The organism is Beijerinckia sp. 28-YEA-48, from assembly GCF_900104955.1.
In the GTDB taxonomy this organism is placed as follows: domain Bacteria; phylum Pseudomonadota; class Alphaproteobacteria; order Rhizobiales; family Beijerinckiaceae; genus Terripilifer.
The window spans coordinates 5,587,820-5,607,720 of record NZ_FNSI01000001.1; the positions used below are offsets into that span (position 1 = coordinate 5,587,820).

Genomic DNA, 19,901 nt, shown 5'->3' on the forward strand with positions numbered 1-19,901 from the left:
TCGGCTCATCGTTTCCAGGTTTGCGAGGAAGAAGCATGATGCGGTTTTCCCTCCCTCTCGTCTTTGCGCTTCTTATCGGTGGCTCTGCCGCGCAGGCTGAAGTTTCGACTGATGAGGCGAAAGCCATCGCGTCCGAGGCTTATATCTACGCCTATGCGCCGATCGCCAGTTACAACACCTGGTACAAGCAAGCGATGAATAAGGGCGGCCCCGAATTTATCGGCGGCTTCAATGTTTTTCGCCATTACGCGCAGACGTTCACGCCCGACAATAAAGACATCGTGACGCCCAATAACGATACGCCCTATAGCTGGGCGACGCTCGATCTGAGAGCCGAGCCCATGGTGCTGAGCGTGCCGGCGGTCTCCAAAGATCGCTACTATGTCATGCAGCTGATCGATCTCTTTACCTTCAATTTTGCCTATGTGGGCGTGCGTGCGACGGGGCGGCAGGCCGGCCATTATCTCATCGCTGGGCCACATTGGAATGGCAAGAAGCCTCAAGGCATCCGCCAGGTTTTCAAATCCGAAAGCGATATTGTTGAAGTTCTGGGGCGAACACAGTTGAACGGTCCCGAGGATGTCGACGCGGTCAAGGCGATCCAGGCCCAATACAGGCTGGAGCCGCTCAGCGTCTTTCTGAGGCGGCCGCCGCCACCGGCCGCGAAGCCGTTCGATGCGCCTGCGCCGGACGTGGCCAAAGAGCAAACGCATGATTTCATCGGCTATCTCAATTTTCTGCTTCAGTTCGCGCAACCGCCGCACCTCAGCGAGCGCGGCTTGATGCAACGCTTCGCCGAGATCGGTATCGCGCCCGGAAAGCCGTGGGATGCAACCAAGGTGGATCCGAAACAGCTTGCCGCGATTGATGCGGGTATCGCGGATGCGAAGATCAAGTTCAAAGAGCAGAGCGACAAGACGCTCAGCTCGAACGGCCTGTTTGGTTCGCGCAGCTTCCTGAAGAACGACTATATGAAGCGGGCCATTGCCGCCGAAAAAGGCCTCTATGGCAATTCGCTCGAAGAGGCTTGGTATGGCGGCTATGTCGGTGACGGTAGCAAGTCGCTGATGCTGCATTTTCCAGCTGGCCAATTGCCGCCGGCCCGGTTTTTCTGGTCGACGACGCTTTACACGCTTCCTGACCGCTTGCTCTTTGCCAACGATCTCAAACGCTATTCGATCGGCGATCGCACCAAGGGGCTCGTCCGCGATAAGGACGGTTCGCTGACGATCTATATCGGTCAAACGTCGCCGGGCGCCGGCAAGGAAGCCAATTGGCTGCCTGCGCCTCAGGGTCCTTACACCATTGTTGCGCGCATCTATGGGCCGAACCAGGCCGCGATGACCGGCAAATGGAAGCTGCCGCCCCTGGAGCCGGCCAGATGACGGCCGCCAAAATAGGAGAGCATGAAATGTTTGCAGGAGAGAACAAGTTTGTCGGTGTTCTGCTGTCTGCAACGCTGCTGTTCATGCCGATCGCTTTGGGGGCCGTTCACGCTGAAAGTGCTCGTCCGGTGCAAACCGCGACAGCGGTGTCGCCCACGGAGGCGCGCCAGATCGCGCGCGACGCCTATATATACGGCGTGCCGATGGTCAGCATGTACGGCACGATGTACGAGTTCTCGGTCGACAAGGCCAATCCTCAATACAAAGGGCCTTTTAATTCGATCTTGAACATAGCCCGCGTCTTCACGCCTGAAGATACGGCATTCGTGACGCCAAATTCCGATACGCCTTATTCCTTCATCGGTCTGGATCTCCGTGCGGAGCCGGTGGTTATCACGCTGCCGCCGATTGAGAAGAACCGTTACTTCGTTTTCCAGATGATGGATCTCTATACGTTCAACTTCGATTATCTCGGCAGCCGTACCACAGGCAATGCCGGAGGCCATTATCTGGTCGCGGGTCCAGGCTGGAAGGGGGCGACGCCCAAGGGCATCAAGAAAGTACTTCATGCGGAAACCGCATTCGTAAACGTCGTTGGCCGCACCCAGATGTTCAATCCGGCCGACCTCGAGAATGTGAGGAAGATCCAGCAAGGCTATAAGGTTCAGCCGCTTTCAGCCTTTCTCGGCTCTAGCCCGCCGCCCGCCGCTCCGCCCATCGATTGGGTGAAGCCCATTGCTCCGGCGGCGCAGCGCAGCTCCCTCGAATTCTTCAACGTTCTAGCCTTCGGGCTCCAGTTCGCATTGCCGGCTCATCCCAGTGAAGTCGCGTTGCGCGAGCGTTTTGCGCGGATAGGGATCGTGCCTGGCAAGCGGTTCGATGTTGCGGCGCTGTCGCCGGAGATGAAGGCGGCGTTGGAAGCCGGGATGGCCGACGGACAGAAGGCCATGGACGAGCGCCGGGCGGCGCTTGGAGGCAAGAGCGAAGATCTGTTTGGCACCCGTGCTTTTCTCAAGAATGACTATGTGCGCCGCGCCGTGGGAACGCAGGTCGGCATCGGCGCCAATTCGAAGGAAGAGGCGCTCTACCCGATCTATGAAAAGGATACCGAAGGGCAGGCGCTCGACGGAACGACCAACCGCTATACGCTGCGATTCAAGGGAAACAGCTTTCCACCGGTCAATGCCTTCTGGTCTCTCACCATGTATGATCGTCCCGGCCAGTTGCTGGTGAAAAATCCCATCAATCGCTACCTGATCAATTCGCCCATGCTCTCCGATCTCAAGAAAGATCCGGATGGAGGCCTGACGATCTACATACAGAACGCCTCCCCTGGTGCGGACAAGGAGGCCAATTGGCTGCCCGCGCCGAAAGGGCCGTTCATGATGGCGATGCGCTACTACTGGCCAAAGCCAATGCTGCTCCAAGGCAAATGGAAATCGCCGACCGTTGAGCGTGTGAAATAGGAGGGACTGCGATGTCCGGTCTCGATATCTTCGCCTGGATCGTCCTCTGCGTTCTTGTCATCAGCACAGTCGGCGTCATCTGCATCATGGGGTGGCTTCCGGGGCATATCGCGCAGGAGCGTGGTCATCCATGGGCGCAAGCGGTTGCCGTGGCCGGGTGGATCACTTTGTTCTTCGGCTTCGTGCTTTGGCCGGTGGTCTTTATCTGGGCCTATGTCGATGTGCCGGCCGCGGCGCAGCGGGAGAAGGGCGCATGATCGTCGTTCTGCTCAATGTCTATCTGCTTCTCCTTTTTCTTCTGGTGAAGCTGCGCGTCGTGCGTTTCAACCTGTTCTGGAAAGTCTCGCCGTTCCTGGTGCTGTTTTTGCTGCTGGTCGGCCTTTTCATTCCCATGGGATGGGGAGCGCCTGAAGGTTCTGTTGTCGTTGGGCGTCATTCGGTCTCGATCGTGCCTGACGTCGCGGGCGAGGTGATCGACGTTCCAGTTCAGCCCAATGTTCCGATCAAGGCCGGTGACGTTCTTTTCAAAATCGATCCGACGCCCTTCGAGGCGCAGTTTCGCGCGGTTGGTGCGCAGTTGAAACTGGCTGAGTTGCGCCTCGCCCAGATGACGGAGTTGGCCCGCAAGCAGGCCACGCCGGAGTTCAACGTGGAACAGCGCCAGGCGGAAGTGGATCAGCTGAAAGCGCAGCAAGAGAGCGCCCAATGGAATCTCGATAAAACGATCGTGCGGGCGCCGGCCGATGGATTCGTCACCAATGTGGCCTTGAGAAGAGGGGCGAGAGTTTCTAATCTGTCGCTATCTCCCGCCATGGCGTTCATCGATACAGCAACGACAATCCTGGTTGTCGAGATTCCTCAAAACGACGCACGTTACGTGGCCGAGGGCCAACGCGTCGAATTGACCTTCAAATATCTCCCTGGCCAGATCTTGACTGGAAAAGTCGAGGCGGTGCTTCAGGCGATTTCAACCGGGCAGGAAGCCGCATCCGGTATGGCTGTAACGCCCCAGCAGATCCAGGCTGCGCCGTTCGTCGTGCGGGTGGCTCTTGACGATGCTGCGCTCGCCGCGACCCTGCCGGCTGGAAGCGCCGGTAAGGCGGCCATATTTACCGATCGCGTGAACGCCAGCCATGTGATCCGTCAAGTGCTGCTGCGGCAGGAGGCGATTATGAATTACGTCCTGCCGTTCTAGTCTTCCCGCTCCAGTCTTGCCATTTTATCGCGCCGCGTCATGGCGCCCTCGAAGCGAACCCCATCCGTCTGCGCCAAATCCGTTTTGTCGGGAAAGGGTATTGCAGCAAGAACGAGCGTGCCGTGATCCGTGAACTGAACGGTCAGGGTTCCACCCAATGTTCGGATTCTGCCTCTCATCCCGCCAATGCCAACACCTTCTCGGACCTCTTGCTTCAATTTTGAGAGAGATCTGCCTCGTAGCCCATCATCGAGAACAACGAGTTGAATCGTTTCATTTTCCAGAAGCAGGTTCACCGTGGCCGTCTTGGCTTGCGCATGCCGGTGCACATTCGCCAGAGATTCCTGCAGAACGCGAAACAGCGCGGTTTCGATCATGAGCGGCAGTCTACCATCCCTCAAAGGTTCGGCGATTGTCACCGATGTGCTGAGACCGGTGCGGACCGAGAACCCATCCAGGAACCAGGGAATGGCGAGCGACAGGCCCGCTTCCTCGAGAAGCGGTGGGTGAAGCAGGTAGGAAACAGTGCGCAGTTCTTCTTGTGTTTGAGAGATGTATTCGAGCGCTTTGGTCAAAGCTTCTCTGGCCGCGCGCTTCATGGGCATTATTTTGGACGCCCGTGCGATCTCCATGCTCGCACCCCAAAGTGTTTGGGCCGCCGAGTCGTGCAGATCGCGGGCGATCTGTCGCCGCTCCTGGTCTTGCCGCTCCAACAGTTGGCCGGTGACCGTTTTGAGGTTGGTGAGAGTCTGCTGCTGTCGTGTGATATTGCGCAGGCTACCTACCGTTGCCTTTGCGGTTTCGCCTTTGACGGACAGCGGAGAGATCTGGATCTCACAGTGGGTCAATCCAGATTGAAATCCAAATTGCCGCTCGGCCCGCAAGGTAACGTTCTGTTCAAGGCAGCGATCGTGCATGTTTTGAAGAAACAGAGCATCGGCAGGCTGCAGCAAGTCAGACAGCGTTTTCCCTAGGATTTGGCTACGGGTAATTCCGATGATGAGGTCGCAATTTGTACTGACGGACTGGAACCTGCATCGCCCATCGGAGTCCTGTTGCAGGAGGAAGAGCGTAACTGGGGATTGTTCAAATGCTGTTCGATAGTGATCTTCGGTCGGTTCGCCGGCGATGAAGGGGGATAGCGAAATCGGCGGGCGATCTCTGCCTTTCGCCTCCAGGCCGAGGTGCACTGTTGCGGCTTGGGCGCTATCTGGGGCTAAGCGCAATCGCTCTTGCGCGTTTCGCCTAAGTTCGTGCAATCTCACAGCAACCTCCCCAGGATCCGCCGGAATCCCATAGTGAAGGGAAATCTCGCGGGGAGATATGCAATTTGTGCCAGTGTCTTTTTTACTTGATCACGACAAGAATAGTGCTCTGTTTTAAATCAATTTATCTTGAAAGAGCGGGCGGATATTTACGGCGGTTTGTGTGTTAATCTATGGGTAAGGAAGAATACGCAGTTTAAAAAGCCAGTGGGCAAGGATCGTCGTTCATTTTTGCAGAAGACCACTGAAAATCGAAGGGGCAAGTCCAATGGGCAGCAGTACTTCCCCGATTACGGTTTTGAGAGGCTCCATAAGTGGAGTTGAGGATCTGCGCGAAGCGGTCAAAGGCGGTCTGCTCTCGGTCACGCAATTGCAACCGGGATCACTGCGCGGCGAGCTTATTCATGCAAGTACGGAAGGGCTGAGGATCAGCGTTGGCCAGTTCAGCCGCGGGATTCGCGTGCGGGGCTATTTGAATCAAAACGCGATCACGCTGGGCATGCTGCTGGGGGCGCAGGCGGATGTCTGGCAGTGGGGCAAGGAAACCCGGATTGGCGATGTCGTGACCTTTCAAGATGGCGGGGAAGAAGATGGCTGCTTTCTCGGCCCATCCGCCTATATGACAATCACGCTTTCGACAGACCGGCTGCTGCGATCGGTCGATCACGATAAAGACTTTGATCGTCCTTCGCTCTGGTCAACAGCAGGCATACATAGGACCTCGGACGCCGTGAGAGCCCTTGTCCGTAGGCGAATTGAAACGTGCCGGCTTGTTCTCGATCACTATGGCGCTGAACTATCGAGCAGCGCGGGGAGTTTACTCGAGGCCGACCTGCTGAACTCGTATCTGACCTCGATGGGCGAGATGGCCCCCTACGATGAAGTCTGTATTGAAGATCGAGCTATGGAAATTGTGCGCGCCGCCGAAGATTATCTGGTTTCCATGGATCCCTCACCGGTCGATATTTATCAGCTTTGCCATGCGCTGCAGATCAGTCGCCGAACATTGCACCGTGCATTCAAATCGATCATGGGAATGGGGCCCATCACCTACCTGAGGCTGCATCGGCTTGCCCTGGTGCGCTGTCGCTTGATCGATCAGCATTCGAGCGCGACAACCGTAACGCATATTGCTTTGGATCACGGCTTCTGGGAGCTCGGCCGGTTCTCACAAGTGTATCGCAGGCTATTTGGCGAACTTCCCTCCGAAACTCTTGAGAGGGTGCCCAATGGGAACGTCACCGTATGGAAGCCGGTTCGATCCGGACGGGTTGTCGGCTCTGCTCCAATTTCCGGGTATTCGTAACGTTATCAGCAGCGCCTCTCGTGGGTGGCCCGTCACCGTCGCCGCCTGTCCCCAGCGCGCGCGCTCCCAGGGGGCGCCTCTCAGGGCTTTTGTTCCTGTGGACCAGGGATTTCCCGCATACCCTTCTCCGGTCGTATTGAGTTAATTTAGACATCCGCGAAATGGCAGCGAAGCTTCTTGCTTCAAGAATGTCTTCGCCCGCGGCGGACGGAACGCGTCGGAGGGGGCATGAAGTCACAAGCTCGGGGACGGTTTGTCCCGCGGATAAGCAATGGTCTGGCTTGTGCTGTCGCGATGGTTTGCGTCGGAATCGCCGATCATTCCGCCCAAGCCACCGAAGGCGGGGCCAGTCTATTCCTGCCGGGCCTGCACGGCCCCATGGCCGGTTTCGTACCGCCGCCGGGCTTTTATTTCGAAACCGACTTCTTTGCCTATTCGGGCCGGCTTTCGGCAACCAAGCAAACGCAAGTCGGCGGGGCCGTGCTCGCCAATGTGCAGGTGGACGTCCGGGCCGCCTTCCTCACGCCCACCTGGGTGACGCCTTACAAGATCTTCGGCGGTGATCTCGGCTTTGCGATTTCTCTGCCTGTCGGCGTTCCGCGCGTGAGCGCCGGCGCTCTCATTGCCGCGCCGAGGTTCGGCCGTTTGTTCAACCTCGGTCTCAGCGATGCGACGTTCAACATTGGCGATCCCATCGTCACCAGTTTCATCGGTTGGCATGCGGGCAACTTTCATTGGCAAGTCGGCAGCTCGGTCAGCATTCCCGCTGGCGCCTATCAGCCAGGCCAGCTCTCCAATCTCGCGTTCAATCGTTGGGTCGGCGACTTTTACGCCGCCGCGACCTGGCTCGACCCGACGATCGGTCTGGATATCTCCGGGGCCATGGGCTTCGAGATCAACGGCATGAACAAGGCCACTCAATATCGCAGCGGCAACGCGGTGCATTTCGATCTCTCGGCGACACAGCACCTGAGCAAGGAATTCGCGCTTGGCGTGCTCTTTTCCCACTATCAGCAGGTTTCGGGCGATAGCGGCTCCGGCGCCTCTCTTGGCCCCTATAAGGGGAGAGTCACCGCGGTTGGCGGATCGGCGGCCTTTTCATTCGAGGTTGGAAAAACGCCCGTGACCGCGACCTTGAAGGTTTTGCGGGAAGTCAGCGTCGATAACCGTACGCGGGGCACCATTGGCTTGTTGAGCATTGCCTTTCCCCTTCCAAAAGCAACTCCCGCCATCGCCGTGGCGCAAACGCCATAGCGAAGAGCGGGAGCGGTGGGCGGGGCAGGATAACGGCGGCGATTTCACCGCGGTTTGAGATGCGCCATATGCGGCTGCGTCATCGCCTTGATCTGTAGCAGCTGCTGCAATTGCTCGGCGGTCAGCAGGCCTTCCTCGATGACAATCTCGGCGACCGTGCGGCCCTCGTTGAGGGCGCGCGCGGCGACCCGCGAGGACGCTTCATAGCCGAGCACCGGGCTCAGCGCCGTCACCAGGCCGATGCTCTGCTCGACCAAAGCGAGGCAGCGGGCGCGATCGGCGGTGATGCCGCTGATGCAGCGCTTGGTCAGCGTCGTGATCGCCACGGTGAGCTGGCGCAGCGACGACAACAGGCAATAGCCGATGGTCGGCTCGAAGGCATTGAGCTGGAGCTGGCCGGCCTCGGCGCACATGGTCACGGTGAGATCGTGGCCGATGACCAGATAGGCGACCTGATTGACGACTTCGGGAATGACCGGATTGACCTTGCCGGGCATGATCGACGAGCCGGCCTGGACGGCAGGCAGGCGGATTTCGGCAAAGCCGGCGCGCGGCCCGCTGGAGAGCAGGCGCAGGTCGTTGCAGATCTTCGACAGTTTCACCGCCACCCGCTTCAGCACGCCCGAGAACAGCACGAAGGCGCCCATGTCGGAGGTCGCCTCGATCAGATTGGCGGCGGGCACCAGCGGCAGTTTCGTCAGACGCGACAGCTCCTCCACGGCCAGCGCGCTATAGCGCGGATCGGCATTGATGCCGGTGCCGATCGCGGTGGCGCCCAGATTGACTTCATGGAACAGGGCGGCCGTTTCACGCAGGCGGGCGACGTCCTCCTTGATGGTGATGAAGAAGGCTTCGAATTCCTGGCCCAAGGTCATCGGCACGGCGTCTTGCAATTGCGTGCGGCCGACCTTGACGACATCGGCGAATTCCACCGCCTTCGATTTGCAAGCGAAGGCGAGTTCGTTCAGCGCCTGGATCAAGGGATCGGTGGCGAAGATGACGGCCAGGCGTAGCGCGGTCGGATAGGCGTCATTGGTCGATTGCGACATGTTGACGTCGTCGTTGGGGTGCAGCGTGGCGTAGTCGCCCCTGCGCCGCCCCATCTTCTCAAGCGCGATATTGGCGATCACCTCATTGGTATTCATGTTGGTCGAGGTGCCGGCGCCGCCCTGAACGCAGTCGACGACGAACTGGTCATGGAACAGATTGTTGTCGGCGACATCGATGCAGGCGCTTTCGATGGCGGCCGCCTTCTCGACCGACAGATGACCGAGGCGCAGATTGGCGCGCGCGGCGGCTTGTTTGACGAGCACAAGCGAGCGCACAAATTCAGGGAAATGGCCGACCGGCACGCCGGTGATGGCGAAGTTCTCGACGGCGCGGGCGGTATGGACACCCCAATAGGCATCACTTGGCACTTCGAGATTGCCGAGCATGTCATGTTCGATGCGGACGGCAGGCTGATCGCTAGAAACACCCATTGAATCTTGGGGGCCGCGCGCGGTGGATTTCGCGGCGCTTGCGTCTGCATCCGATGACTGGTCGTCCATCATGCTCTCCTGAATTTTTCATCGCTGAAACACGACGAGACTGTGCTTCAACGATGAAACGTAATGCCCGGATCGGGACGTCTTCTAGGCCCGGCCAGTGACAATTCTAAGGCTGCGGCAAACTGCATGCCGTTTATTCTTGCAGCTTATTCAGGAACGATGTCGGCGTCAGCTGTCGTCACATCACTCTATCATTTGAGGTTAAGACTGTAAGCATTCACGATGGAGTTGGTGTCCGTGATCGTGCCGTTCAGGCTGCCGCCGGCTTTGTCGCCTTCTCCAACAAGAGGCCATAGCCTGCGAGCCTGCCGCTTTCGCCGACCAGGCGCATCGCCGCCCAGAGGGCCGCCGGCGTGCTGGAGACGACCGGCTTGCCGTGGCGCTGTTCGAGCGGTTGCGCGACGCCGAGCGTTCGCAGGCCGCCACAGGAGATGAGAATGGCATCCGCATCGGGCGCGTCGGCGACCGCGGCCGATGACAGATCGATGATCTCGGCTTCGCTTTTGGCGCTGGCGCCACCACCGAATTGGGTGATGCCGAAGGATTGCAGCGCGCCGACATCGAAGCCGTGAAAGCGCAGAAGTTCGGCGAGCTTGTCGTTGACGACCTTGGTGTAGGCGGTCGTGATGGCAAGCTTGTTGGCGCCAACGGCGCGCAAGCCATCAACAATGGCGGTGCTCATGGTGGAGACCGGGAGGCCGGTGCGGCTGCGGATCTCCTTCTGCAGGTCTTCGTTGAACTGGGGCCCGCGATAGAAGGTCAGCGATGTGCCTATGACCATGATCGCGTCGACACCGCGTTTGGCGAGGGCGTCGGCGGCAGGAACGATCTTGTCCGCCGCCTGATCATATCCGGCTGGCGTCAGCGAGCCGACGCCGGTGCGATGCGGGATGAACGTCACATCGGGATACATCAGCGGCGCTTCGTCGGGAACGACATCGGTGGCTTGCGGGACGACGAGACCAATGGTGGGCATGAGAAACCTTTCGCGATCAACTGAGACGTATCAAAGAAAATGTATGGCTGTGGCTATTGCAGTTCGATTTTGCCGATCTTCACCGCATCGGCCCAGGCTTTCAATCCGACATTGAGCCGTTGCTTGTAATCGGCGCCGCCGGCGATCTTGGCGGTCGCGCCCTGGTCGACCAGGAACTTCTGCGTCTCGGGGCCTTGAGTAATCTGCGTGGCCCATTTTTCCAATTTGTCGGTGATGTCCCTGGGCGTTCCCGCCGGGGCCCAGATGCCCCAATGGGCGACGATGTCGCCGGTGCGCGCGCCAGTGGTCTCTTTGAGCGTCGGTATGTCGGGCAGGCTTGGCGAGCGTTCGTCCGAAGCAATCGCCAGCAGTTTGATGCGGCCCTGTTTGGCTTGGCCCACTGCGTAGACGACATCGGCAAAGGCGAAATCGATTTGCTTGCCGGTGACGTCCTGAATGGCGGTGGCGGTCGCCTTGTAGCCAACATAGGTGGCTTCAACGCCGGCTGCGTTCAGATAGAGCGCTGATGATGCCAGCGCGCTGGTGGTGGCGCTGCCATAGGTGGCCTTGCCGTTCTTGGACTTGATGAAGGTCGTGAGGTCGGCGACGCTGTTGAGTGGCGAGTCACCGGCGACCGCCAGGACGAAGGGCGTCTCGGCGAAGCCGACGATCGGCACGAGGTCTTTGACCACGTCGAAGGGCAGGCTTTTGAAAATGGCGACGTTCCCGGCCGTGGTGACGGTCGAGGCCAGCAGAAGGGTCGATCCGTCGGGCTTGGCTTTGGCGGTGGCCTCAAGCGCCAGATTGCCGGAAGCGCCGACCTTGTTTTCGACGATGAAGGTGCCACCGGAGAGTTTGCTCAATTGCTCGGCGTACCAACGCGCCAGAATGTCGGCGCCGCCGCCGGCGGCAAAGCCCAGCTGAATGCGCACCGTGCGGTCGGGATAATCGGCGGCAGCCCCGGTCGCCGCCCCCATCGAGAGGCCGAGGGCCAATGCCCCAGCCAGCTGGATCAATCGTTTCACGCCGTTCCCCCCGTTTTTATTGTCGTCTTTATAGCGTTTTGCAGGCTGACTGAGTCAGACGTCACAAAGACGCGTCAGAACAAATATCCCAAGCCCATTGCGTTCTGTCGAAACGCAATGGGCTTGGGCCGGGAGCATAGGTCTATTCGGTCGTGGGGTGAATAGTTGAGTTGCGCCGTCAGTTGACCAGGACGGCGTTGCCGCAACTGACGCCCGTGACCCAGGCATCGGCCCCGCCGATATTGATGCCGAGCGCCGTCAGCACGCTGCTGAGAACCGTGTCGAGCGCGCCCGTTGCGGCCGTCAACGTATTGGTGATCAGATTTTGCGTTCCCAGCAGGCCGCCGAGAAAGAGGAAATCAAGATTCAGCAAGCCGCCGAGCGCTGTGGCCTGCATGTCCAGATCGCCGATCAGGCTCGTCAGCAAAGGCGTGACGAAGCTCGTCGTCGAGGTCGATTTGACCGTGCCGGCGGTGATGTCGGCATAGCTGAACGTCAGGGGCGTTTCGGTCATGTTGCCCATGCCGACATGAGCGCTGCCCTTGACGGTGATGACGCCGAGCGCGTTGACCAAGGTGGCGGGTCCAAACGTCGGCGGCGAGGAGAAATTGGTCATGGCGGCAGGGGTGACATTGCCGATCCAGGCATCGATGATGCCGGGCTTGACGCCCAAGGTGACACTGGAGGAGCTGAGATTGGACGGCGAGCAGCTCAAGGCGGTCAGGCGGGCGTAGGCGTTGGCCACCTCGACATAGATGGGAACGTTGATCAGCGAGGCTTTGCCGGAGCCCACGAGGCTCACCTGCAGCAACAGACGTGTTTGCGCCGTATAGGCCGTGGAGCCGACCGCGCCGACCGTGACGGCGCTTGTGCCAACGGGGCGTTCGCCGATGGTGAGCGCGAGGTTGACCGAGGCAATGCCAGGGAGCCCCAGGGACAATGCAACAGCCGCTTGATTGGCGCCGCCGGAGATCTGCGCGATTGTGGAAACCAGATTGAGGGCGGAAATGGTGGCGTTTAAGGGCGAGCCTTGCCCGGGCTGCCTTGCTCCATACACGCCGACGGATAATAGGGAGGCCAGGCTCATGCGATCGGTCGAGCCCTGTTTGGCCGTGGCGATTTGCTGTAGAGCCGCAATCACCGAGCTGCTGTTGGATGTATCGGCGCGTGCCGTCGCCAGCACCGCTTGCAGGACGTCGGCGGTGTAGACGCTGCCTGATAGGATTTGTGCATAGGTGGCCGCGGTTAGATTGAGGCGCGTCGCCAGCGCGTCCATGAAGCCGAACAGATTGAGTTTGACGTTGGCGAGGTTCTGATAGTCCATCACCGTCAGCGAGAGACTGCCGCCGAGGAGATTGCCGAGAACGGCATTGACGACGCCGCCGTTGAGGCTCAGCAGGCGTGAGCCGACGGCGAAGGACGCCTGGGCGTTGGTCGCCGCCACGGCGGAGGTTTTGACATTGACGTTGGCGCTGTTGGTGAACGAGTTTTGGTTGAGCATCGATAGAATGCGACCAAAGTAGATCGGTTGCTGTGTCTGCACCGTGACGCGCGCCGCGTTGGTGTTGGATGTGCCGGGCACGAAACGCGCTGCCGGCGTAAGGGCGGCATTGGGAGTATAGACGCCGGTCTCGACCACGATATTGGCTGTGCTCGCGGTCTGGTTTCTGGTCAGTGTGGCGCGGGCGGCATTGTTGGCGCGTGTCAGATCGCTGGCGGCGGCTAGCGCGGCAAGATCGTTGGAGGTCTGTTGTCGGCGGTTCTGAAAGAACACTGAGCCGAGATCGATGCCAAGCGCCATAAAGCCCATGAGGGCGGCGATGGCGACGCTCATGAGGATCATGGTGGCGCCGCGTCGGTCACGGAGGAAGGCTGTGGCTTTGAGCTTCCAATGGGGCATCAGTAATTCCCCTGTTGAATGGTGGCCGTGCGTTGGATTTGAGGACTGGGCAGGGGCAAAAGATTGCCGAGCAGATAGGGCAGGCTTCCCGTCAGGTCGTAGGAGACGGCTACCTGGAACATGGCAATAGGGGTCGTGGCGCTCGTCGTGGTCACCGCCATTTTTGCACTATTGATGAGCAGATAGTCGCTGGCATTGGTCGTGATATAGCTTCTGGCCAAGCTATCGCGCTGGGTTGCCGTGGTGCCCGCGACCGAGGCGCGGGCGGCTTCAGACGCGATCTGCTGAAGCTCATGATGAACGCCTAAAATGTAGCCAAAACAGGCTATTCCCAGCAATAAGAACAGCAGGAGCGGCGCCACCAAAGCGAACTCCATGGCGCTGACGGCGCGGGTGTCATTGATGAAATGAACAGGCTTGGCTGTTGCCATGATCCGTCGCACGCCCTGCTGCATTATAACCGGCATATTTCGATATGCCTTGGTATACCGTTGTATTTAATCCCCTATTTGTTGATGAAACCTTACTGTTCGCTTATGCGACTTTCGTCCTTTGCTTCACTAAGGCTGGGGACGGACGTGCTTTGCCAGCATTAGGACGTCTTTTGTTGTCAGTGCTCGTTTGGGTGGATTGCCGGATGGCGTGATTTTCTATGCCTTTTTTATAACGATGGAATTGTCCGATGAAGTTGGTGAAAAAATTAGAAGGTGATGCGGATTTAGCCGAAAACCGAGAGCAGCGGGCCATTGCCGGTCTCAAGCGACTAATAGGTGATGGCTCGTTACAACCAGGCAGCAGAATTCCTGAAAATGCTGTTGCGCAATCTCTAGGTCTTTCACGTACGCCGATGCGTTCGGCGCTCAAGAGTCTCGAAGCCGAAAATTGGGTCGTGCGCAATTCGGGCGGTGGTTATTTCGTTCGTGAGTTCACGCTGCGTGATGTGATCGACATGATCAGATTGCGTGGTGCGATGGAGAGGCTGGTTATCCGGCTGGCGGTCGAGCGCGGCGCGCGCGCTTCGGATATCGCCGAACTCGAACGGCTTGCTCAGGCGATGGATGATACGTGTCATCCCGATATCGACAGTGCGGAAAAGCTTGAGTTGCTCGCGGAGCTCGACAGCGAGTTTCGCAAGCTGATCGTGCAATTGGCCGACAGCACTTTGGTGACCAGCATATTGATGCGCACCATGTCGCTGCCGTTCATTGGTCTGGCCGGGTTGGACTTTGAAACCTTATCGAAGGAGATGCGTGGGAATCTCAAAAAGTCCAATGCCCTTTATCACGTGATGATCGCGGCCATTCGTGATGGTGATGGCGGGGCGGGTGTGCAGGCTGTGACCGAACACATGGATATCTTTATCGCGACGATGCGGGCGGTGATTGATAGCTCGGGTGGCCGATCCAGTTGACTTCACGGCTGAATGCCGAATTGTCAGCTTGACAGGGCGAAGCTGCGGCTCTAACCGGCGCTACCTGCCGGTTATTTGTTCATGTTCGATTTTGCCAATTATTTTCCCTACCTGCTCAATCGCGCTGGCGCGCGGTTGGCACTTGCGTGGGGACGTGAATCCAAGCCCCTGGGCGCGACGCTGCAGGAATGGCGCGTGCTGGCGGCTCTGTCGACGCGGCGGCCGCAACGCATGTCGGAACTGGCCGACTCCACGACCATCGACCGGACAACTTTGTCGCGTCTGGTTTCGCGCATGGAAGAAAGCGCACTGGTCGCGCGCGGGCGCTCGGAAGACGATGGCCGGGAAGTGCAGATCGATCTGACGTCCCACGGCGAACAGGTGACCGAGCGCATGCTGCCATTGGCGTCGCGCTATGAAACCATTGCGCTGGACGGCTTTTCGGAAGCGGAAGTGGCGGCCTTCAAGGACATGCTGAAGCGGGTCTTCGCCAATATGGATCGGCTTTAAGATCGCGCTTGCTGCGCCGCAGCACAGTTTTCACCCCATGACCCCATGATTCCGGCTTGCGTCCTGTCCCGCTTTGCGGCAAGATGCGTGCAAATGCACATATTGTGTTGTGCTGGTGGAAACGGAGGGAGAGCGGCCGACACCTTTGAACGACGGCCAAAGCGGCTCGTGTCGATGGCGTGATGCACTCAAGTGACGTGTCATCCCTGTCGACGATCAGGCAACGAGACGGTTCTCCAATTTACCAAGCACTCACGAACACGAGACGTCGGCCTGCAACGAAAAGCGCAAGGCTTTCCAGGCCGCCGAAGAACAAAAGCCACGGATATCTTGCGAAGGAGGGTTTCATGGAATTCGGCTACTTCACTCTGAGCGACAACAATTACGAGGACATCACGCGGACGCCGGAAGATTTCATTCTGGAGATCCGCGAGCAGGCGCTGCATGCCGAAAAGCTCGGCATGCATTCGGCCTGGATCGGCGAGCATCATTTCGACTCGCTTGGCGTCAACTCCTGCCCGCACATGGTGCTGGCCTCGATCGTCGCGCAGACCAAGCGCATTCGCATGGCGCCGGCCGTCGCGGTGTTGCCGATGCATCATCCGCTGCGCGTGGCCGAAGAATGGGCGACGCTGGATCTGCTCTCGGGCGGCCGTGTCGATTTCGCCGTCGGTCGTGGTTACGATCGCAAGGAATACGAGCCCTTCGGCGCCGATTACATGACCTCGCTTGAGCGCATGGAAGAGGGCATCGACATCATCAAGAAGGCCTGGGAGACCAACGGCAAGTGGTCGCATAAGGGCCAGTTCTATACGATCGACGACATGGCGATCACGCCGCGGCCGCTGCAAAAGCATGTGCCGTTCTTCATGGCCTGTTTCTCGAAGGCGAGCATGGAGATCGCTGGCCGCAAGGGCATGGACATCATCTTCGCGCCCTTCGCCGCCGCGCTGACCTTCGGCGATCTGGCAACGGCCACGCGCGCCTATCGCGAGGAATGCGAGAAGCACAACAACAAGCCGGGCAAGGCGATGTGCAGCTATTTCATCCACATCGGCGAAGGCAAGGATGAGGAATATGGCCGCGCGCGCCAGATGGCGTATTTCCGCCGCGCGGTGACGCCGGCCATTACGCAGGACCCGTCGAAGTCGCCGCCGTCGATGATGTACATGAACAAGATCGTCGACTTGCTGAAGGACGTGAACGCCGGCGATCTCGGCGAGAAATCGATCCTGCTCGGTTCGGCGCAGAAGATCACCGACTCGCTGAAGCGCGTCGAAGCGGCGGGCATGGAAGAGGTCATCTTGTACTTCAACTGCGGTGGCAAACCGCATTCGATGGTTGTCGAACAGATGGATCAGTTCATGAGCGACGTGGCGCCGCACTTCGCCGGTTCGCACATCAAGGTGCGCGCTGAGGTCGCCGCCTAAGGTCGCGCACAACGGCAAATGAAAGCCCCGGTTCCGATTGGAGCCGGGGTTTTGTTTATGGGTGTCTCTGCTGGCTGCACCCGTCATTGCGAGAAGCGCAGCGACGAAGCAATCCAGAGGCGCGTGCTGAAACGTCAATAATGCCTGTGGCGCTGGTCTATTGACGCTATGGCTCTACATCTTGGCTCTTGGATTGCTTCGCTTCGCTCGCAATGACGGTTCAAGGTGCAGAGTCATGGGCGCAAATAGGCTTGCGCCGCAGGCATTTTCTGATGCGCTGGCACGTGCCCTTGGTTGTTGAAGAACCTCGGTGTCATCCCCGACGGCCGCGCAGCGGCTGAGCGGGGATCCAGAGCAAGCGGTAGAACGCCGATCGCTGCGATGATGCAACGCTTTACCACGCGCCCCTGGCTTCCCGCTCGCGCCTGCGGCGCGTCGGGAATGACACTGAGACGGCGGCACAGATGCGAGAAAGAACAAAACAAGAACATAATTCCGCCGCCCTCCCTCCGTATTTTCGAGCCCGGTTTTATTGCGGCGGGCATCGCAGCCGTAGCGGGAGGAGGGCTCTTGGATCATGCGACACGGACATCGAAGCGGGGCTGTCTGGCAGCACGTTGGCAGCAAGTCGCCTCCCTCCTGATCGCATCTGGGGAGGGGGTGTCGCGCGATTCTGAGGAACAACCCCATGCAAGGGCATTTCCCGGGAAGTTTTCCCTGCCAGAGCTGGGTCAGAACCGAGTTCTAGGCGCGATAGCCGTAGAGCCAGTCCATGCGCGCCATGGCGGCATCGACACTGAGGCGGCGCATGACCATGTCGCGGGCCAAAGCGAGCGGGTTCGACAGGTGATAGATCGAGCCTTGCCGCCGCGAGGCGAGAACGACATCGGAGGCGCGGCGAATGCGGCGTGCCTGATAGGCACGGATGAGGGCGGCGATGTTGCTGCCATGCCGGCTGGCCGCAAGGCCAATTTCGGCCGCGTCCTCGATGGCAAGCGCTGCGCCCTGGGCGAGGAAGGGCAGGACGGGATGCGCGGCATCCCCGAGCAGCACGGCCCGTTCCAGCGCCCAACGATCGACGGTGTTGCGGTCGAACAGCGGCCAGCGGCGCCATTCCTTCACCGCGCCAATCAGCTCCTGCGCATCGGCATGCCAATTGGCGAAGCGGGCGCGGACGAACTGCGCGTCGCCCTCGGTCTGCCAGAATTGTCGATCGTCGTCGCCGCGCCAGCGGTCCTCGACGATGGCGACGATATTGACCACGTCGCCGCCCCGCAGCGGATAGTGGACGAGATGCGCGCGTGGGCCGAGCCAGAGATTGGAGGCGAGCATCAGCGCGAAGGCGGGGGCGTTCTGGGCCGGCAGCAGGGCCCGCCAAGCCGAGCGGCCGGAATAGACCGGGCGGTCGCTGAGGCCGAGGCCGAGCCGCTCGCGCACGGTGGAGCGCAGGCCGTCGGCGCCGATCAGCAGATGGCCGTCATAGCGCACCTGCTCGCCGTTGCGGGTGGCGCCCACCTGGATGCCGCCGGTCAGGGTGGTGAAGCCGAGAACCTCGGTATTGGTCTCGACGCTAATGTCGGGCGAGCGCGCCGCTTCCTCAAGCAGCAGGCGCTGCAGATCGGCGCGATGGACGACCAGATGCGGTGCGCCCCAGCGGGTTTCAGCCAGGGCGCCGAAGGGCATGCGCATCAGCTGCGTGCCATCGGAGGCGCGACGGACGTGGAGGGCTTCCGGGGTCAGGGCGACGCGATGCAGCCGCTCGAGCAGGCCGAGGTCGCGCAGGATGCTGGTGGCATTGGCGGAGAGCTGCAGGCCGGCGCCGACCTCGTCGAGCATGGCGGCGCGTTCCAGCACGCTGACGCGAAATCCCGCGCGCGACAGAGCCAGCGCGGCGGTCAAACCACCGATGCCGGCACCGGCGATGATCGCGTGGGTTTTCTCGCTCAAGGGAACATCCAGCCCTGGAAACATCCAGCCCTTGAGAGCTGTTCCGGCCCCGCTAGAATCGGAATCGTGCCCTCATTTCCTATTTTGACGCATTTTTCGCGCGAACCGATACCCACTTCGCTTGAAAATGCTCGGCAAAATGCTCGACCAATGACTTGGGCTTGGTCAGGCGGCGCGGGCCTTCACTTCGCATTCGGCCGGGTCGGAATGGCCGTGCAGGGCGGGTTCGTAGATGTAGCGGGTCGAGCAATAGGGGCAGATCGACTCCTGATCGCCGCCCATATCGATGAAAATATGGGGATGGTCGAAGGGCGGCAGGGCGCCGATGCACATGAATTCCTTGGCGCCGACGCGCACCGCCGGAACGCCCGGCTGGTTGTGAAAATGGGGGGTGGCGTGGTCGGCCATGGAAAATTCCTCGATCCTCGGATATTGCGTTGCACCTTAGAGAAGGATGGCCCCCTTGGGTAGAGGGCTTTCGGCCGCAACAGGACGGGGGGAACCCCGCTGGAGATGGGCTTCATGCAGTTTTTTTCGTCCAATGGCGTGCGTATTGCCTATATCGACGTTCCCGCCGCCGGCAACGACCGGAATCAGCCCATCGTCCTGGTGCATGGCTTTGCCTCGAACCACGCGGTCAACTGGGTTTTTCCACAGTGGGTCAAGACGCTCACCCAGGACGGACGGCGGGTGATCGCGCTCGACAATCGCGGCCATGGCGAAAGTGAGAAGCTTTATGATCCGGCCGCCTACAGCCGGGCGATGATGGCCGGCGACGTCGTCAACCTGATGGATCACCTTGGCCTGCCGCAGGCCGATGTCATGGGCTATTCGATGGGCGCGCGCATCACCGCGCATCTGGCGCATGATCATCCCGAACGGGTGAGCCGGGCGGTGTTCGGCGGCCTTGGCCTCAATCTGGTGCAAGGCGGCGCGCTGCCGCAGGGCGTCGCCGATGCATTGGAAGCGCCCACGGGCGAGGGCCTGACCGATCCGATGCAGAAGATGTTCCGGCGCTTCGCCGAAGCGACGAAGAGCGATCTGCGCGCGCTCGCCGCCTGCATGCGTGGCACGCGCCAGAGCATGAGCGAACAGGACATGGCGGAGATCACCTGTCCGGTGCTCGTGGCTGTCGGCACCAAGGATGATGTCTCGGGCGATGGTCCGGCACTGGCGCGCATGCTGCCGCAGGGTCAGTCGCTCGCCATCCCCGATCGCGACCACAATCTGGCGGTCGGCGATAAGACTTATAAGCAGGGCGTGTTGGCGTTTTTGGCTTAA

General features: G+C 59.9%; 18 protein-coding genes. 10 read left to right on the forward strand and 8 right to left on the reverse strand.

Going from position 1 to position 19,901, the window contains the following annotated elements; all coding sequences use genetic code 11:
- Positions 1-38: 38 nt before the first annotated feature.
- The 4 genes from BLW50_RS26205 to BLW50_RS26220 are packed head-to-tail and all read left to right on the forward strand — an operon-like array spanning position 39 to position 4,046.
- Complete coding sequence (locus BLW50_RS26205) at positions 39-1,385, forward strand: DUF1254 domain-containing protein (protein ID WP_244544405.1); 1,347 nt, start codon at positions 39-41, stop codon at positions 1,383-1,385.
- Between the two features lie 26 nt (positions 1,386-1,411).
- A complete protein-coding gene (locus BLW50_RS26210; protein ID WP_170850361.1) occupies positions 1,412-2,851 on the forward strand; it encodes a DUF1254 domain-containing protein in 1,440 nt (479 codons plus the stop codon).
- Between the two features lie 11 nt (positions 2,852-2,862).
- A complete protein-coding gene (locus BLW50_RS26215; protein WP_090707781.1) occupies positions 2,863-3,108 on the forward strand; it encodes a DUF3302 domain-containing protein in 246 nt (81 codons plus the stop codon).
- On the forward strand, positions 3,105-4,046 hold the full coding sequence (locus BLW50_RS26220) for an efflux RND transporter periplasmic adaptor subunit (RefSeq protein ID WP_090707783.1): 942 nt from the start codon (positions 3,105-3,107) through the stop codon (positions 4,044-4,046). Before BLW50_RS26215 ends, BLW50_RS26220 begins: the two co-directional genes overlap by 4 nt.
- Here the strand turns inward: BLW50_RS26220 and BLW50_RS26225 are convergent.
- Positions 4,043-5,311, reverse strand: a complete 1,269-nt coding sequence (locus tag BLW50_RS26225) for a PAS domain-containing sensor histidine kinase (RefSeq protein ID WP_090707786.1) — start codon at positions 5,309-5,311, stop codon at positions 4,043-4,045. The genes BLW50_RS26220 and BLW50_RS26225 overlap by 4 nt on opposite strands.
- 268 nt (positions 5,312-5,579) lie before the next feature.
- Here BLW50_RS26225 and BLW50_RS31285 point away from each other — a divergent pair, with 268 nt between their 5' ends.
- Both BLW50_RS31285 and BLW50_RS26235 read left to right on the forward strand, forming a co-directional pair.
- Positions 5,580-6,617, forward strand: a complete 1,038-nt coding sequence (locus BLW50_RS31285) for an AraC family transcriptional regulator (RefSeq protein WP_090707788.1) — start codon at positions 5,580-5,582, stop codon at positions 6,615-6,617.
- 294 nt (positions 6,618-6,911) lie between these two features.
- The gene (locus BLW50_RS26235; protein WP_244544406.1) at positions 6,912-7,871 is read left to right on the forward strand and encodes a SphA family protein; all 960 of its coding nucleotides are present in this window, start codon (positions 6,912-6,914) and stop codon (positions 7,869-7,871) included.
- A 44-nt stretch (positions 7,872-7,915) separates the two neighbouring features.
- On the opposite strand, the gene BLW50_RS26240 is transcribed toward BLW50_RS26235, so the two are convergent.
- The 5 genes from BLW50_RS26240 to BLW50_RS26260 all read right to left on the reverse strand — a co-directional run bounded on the left by BLW50_RS26240 (position 7,916) and on the right by BLW50_RS26260 (position 13,753).
- On the reverse strand, positions 7,916-9,421 hold the full coding sequence (locus BLW50_RS26240; protein ID WP_090707793.1) for an aspartate ammonia-lyase: 1,506 nt from the start codon (positions 9,419-9,421) through the stop codon (positions 7,916-7,918).
- A 250-nt stretch (positions 9,422-9,671) separates the two neighbouring features.
- The gene (locus BLW50_RS26245; RefSeq protein ID WP_090707797.1) at positions 9,672-10,397 is read right to left on the reverse strand and encodes an arylmalonate decarboxylase; all 726 of its coding nucleotides are present in this window, start codon (positions 10,395-10,397) and stop codon (positions 9,672-9,674) included.
- Between the two features lie 53 nt (positions 10,398-10,450).
- Positions 10,451-11,422 carry a Bug family tripartite tricarboxylate transporter substrate binding protein gene (locus BLW50_RS26250; RefSeq protein ID WP_139267750.1) on the reverse strand — a complete coding sequence of 324 codons (972 nt, stop codon included), beginning with the start codon at positions 11,420-11,422 and terminating at the stop codon, positions 10,451-10,453.
- 178 nt (positions 11,423-11,600) lie between these two features.
- Complete coding sequence (locus BLW50_RS26255; RefSeq protein WP_090707802.1) at positions 11,601-13,322, reverse strand: TadG family pilus assembly protein; 1,722 nt, start codon at positions 13,320-13,322, stop codon at positions 11,601-11,603.
- Complete coding sequence (locus tag BLW50_RS26260; protein WP_090709760.1) at positions 13,322-13,753, reverse strand: TadE/TadG family type IV pilus assembly protein; 432 nt, start codon at positions 13,751-13,753, stop codon at positions 13,322-13,324. The genes BLW50_RS26255 and BLW50_RS26260 overlap by 1 nt, the downstream gene beginning before the upstream one ends.
- A 251-nt stretch (positions 13,754-14,004) precedes the next feature.
- Between BLW50_RS26260 and BLW50_RS26265 the strand changes: the two genes are divergently transcribed.
- From BLW50_RS26265 to BLW50_RS26275, 3 genes are all read left to right on the forward strand, one after another.
- On the forward strand, positions 14,005-14,733 hold the full coding sequence (locus tag BLW50_RS26265) for a GntR family transcriptional regulator (RefSeq protein WP_090707804.1): 729 nt from the start codon (positions 14,005-14,007) through the stop codon (positions 14,731-14,733).
- A gap of 81 nt (positions 14,734-14,814) precedes the next feature.
- On the forward strand, positions 14,815-15,243 hold the full coding sequence (locus BLW50_RS26270) for a MarR family winged helix-turn-helix transcriptional regulator (protein ID WP_090707807.1): 429 nt from the start codon (positions 14,815-14,817) through the stop codon (positions 15,241-15,243).
- 347 nt (positions 15,244-15,590) lie between these two features.
- Positions 15,591-16,673, forward strand: a complete 1,083-nt coding sequence (locus BLW50_RS26275) for an LLM class flavin-dependent oxidoreductase (RefSeq protein ID WP_170850362.1) — start codon at positions 15,591-15,593, stop codon at positions 16,671-16,673.
- Between the two features lie 744 nt (positions 16,674-17,417).
- Here BLW50_RS26275 and BLW50_RS26280 read toward each other — a convergent pair.
- Entirely contained in the window at positions 17,418-18,620 is a 1,203-nt protein-coding gene (locus BLW50_RS26280) for an FAD-dependent monooxygenase (RefSeq protein ID WP_244544407.1), read from the reverse strand.
- 165 nt (positions 18,621-18,785) lie between these two features.
- The gene (locus BLW50_RS26285; RefSeq protein ID WP_090707814.1) at positions 18,786-19,028 is read right to left on the reverse strand and encodes a zinc-finger domain-containing protein; all 243 of its coding nucleotides are present in this window, start codon (positions 19,026-19,028) and stop codon (positions 18,786-18,788) included.
- A gap of 114 nt (positions 19,029-19,142) precedes the next feature.
- Between BLW50_RS26285 and BLW50_RS26290 the strand changes: the two genes are divergently transcribed.
- On the forward strand, positions 19,143-19,901 hold the full coding sequence (locus BLW50_RS26290; RefSeq protein WP_090709762.1) for an alpha/beta fold hydrolase: 759 nt from the start codon (positions 19,143-19,145) through the stop codon (positions 19,899-19,901).

Excerpts from the sequence above, each read along its gene's own strand:
- BLW50_RS26240 (WP_090707793.1), bottom strand. The coding sequence starts at position 9,421 with ATGGACGACCAGTCATCGGATGCAGACGCAAGCGCCGCGAAATCCACC.
- BLW50_RS26275 (WP_170850362.1), top strand. The coding sequence starts at position 15,591 with ATGGAATTCGGCTACTTCACTCTGAGCGACAACAATTACGAGGACATC.
- BLW50_RS26290 (WP_090709762.1), top strand. The coding sequence starts at position 19,143 with ATGCAGTTTTTTTCGTCCAATGGCGTGCGTATTGCCTATATCGACGTT.
- BLW50_RS26265 (WP_090707804.1), top strand. The coding sequence starts at position 14,005 with ATGAAGTTGGTGAAAAAATTAGAAGGTGATGCGGATTTAGCCGAAAAC.
- BLW50_RS26235 (WP_244544406.1), top strand. The coding sequence starts at position 6,912 with ATGGTTTGCGTCGGAATCGCCGATCATTCCGCCCAAGCCACCGAAGGC.
- BLW50_RS26205 (WP_244544405.1), top strand. The coding sequence starts at position 39 with ATGCGGTTTTCCCTCCCTCTCGTCTTTGCGCTTCTTATCGGTGGCTCT.
- BLW50_RS26270 (WP_090707807.1), top strand. The coding sequence starts at position 14,815 with ATGTTCGATTTTGCCAATTATTTTCCCTACCTGCTCAATCGCGCTGGC.
- BLW50_RS26220 (WP_090707783.1), top strand. The coding sequence starts at position 3,105 with ATGATCGTCGTTCTGCTCAATGTCTATCTGCTTCTCCTTTTTCTTCTG.
- BLW50_RS26285 (WP_090707814.1), bottom strand. The coding sequence starts at position 19,028 with ATGGCCGACCACGCCACCCCCCATTTTCACAACCAGCCGGGCGTTCCG.
- BLW50_RS26260 (WP_090709760.1), bottom strand. The coding sequence starts at position 13,753 with ATGGCAACAGCCAAGCCTGTTCATTTCATCAATGACACCCGCGCCGTC.
- BLW50_RS31285 (WP_090707788.1), top strand. The coding sequence starts at position 5,580 with ATGGGCAGCAGTACTTCCCCGATTACGGTTTTGAGAGGCTCCATAAGT.
- BLW50_RS26210 (WP_170850361.1), top strand. The coding sequence starts at position 1,412 with ATGTTTGCAGGAGAGAACAAGTTTGTCGGTGTTCTGCTGTCTGCAACG.
- BLW50_RS26255 (WP_090707802.1), bottom strand. The coding sequence starts at position 13,322 with ATGCCCCATTGGAAGCTCAAAGCCACAGCCTTCCTCCGTGACCGACGC.
- BLW50_RS26215 (WP_090707781.1), top strand. The coding sequence starts at position 2,863 with ATGTCCGGTCTCGATATCTTCGCCTGGATCGTCCTCTGCGTTCTTGTC.
- BLW50_RS26245 (WP_090707797.1), bottom strand. The coding sequence starts at position 10,397 with ATGCCCACCATTGGTCTCGTCGTCCCGCAAGCCACCGATGTCGTTCCC.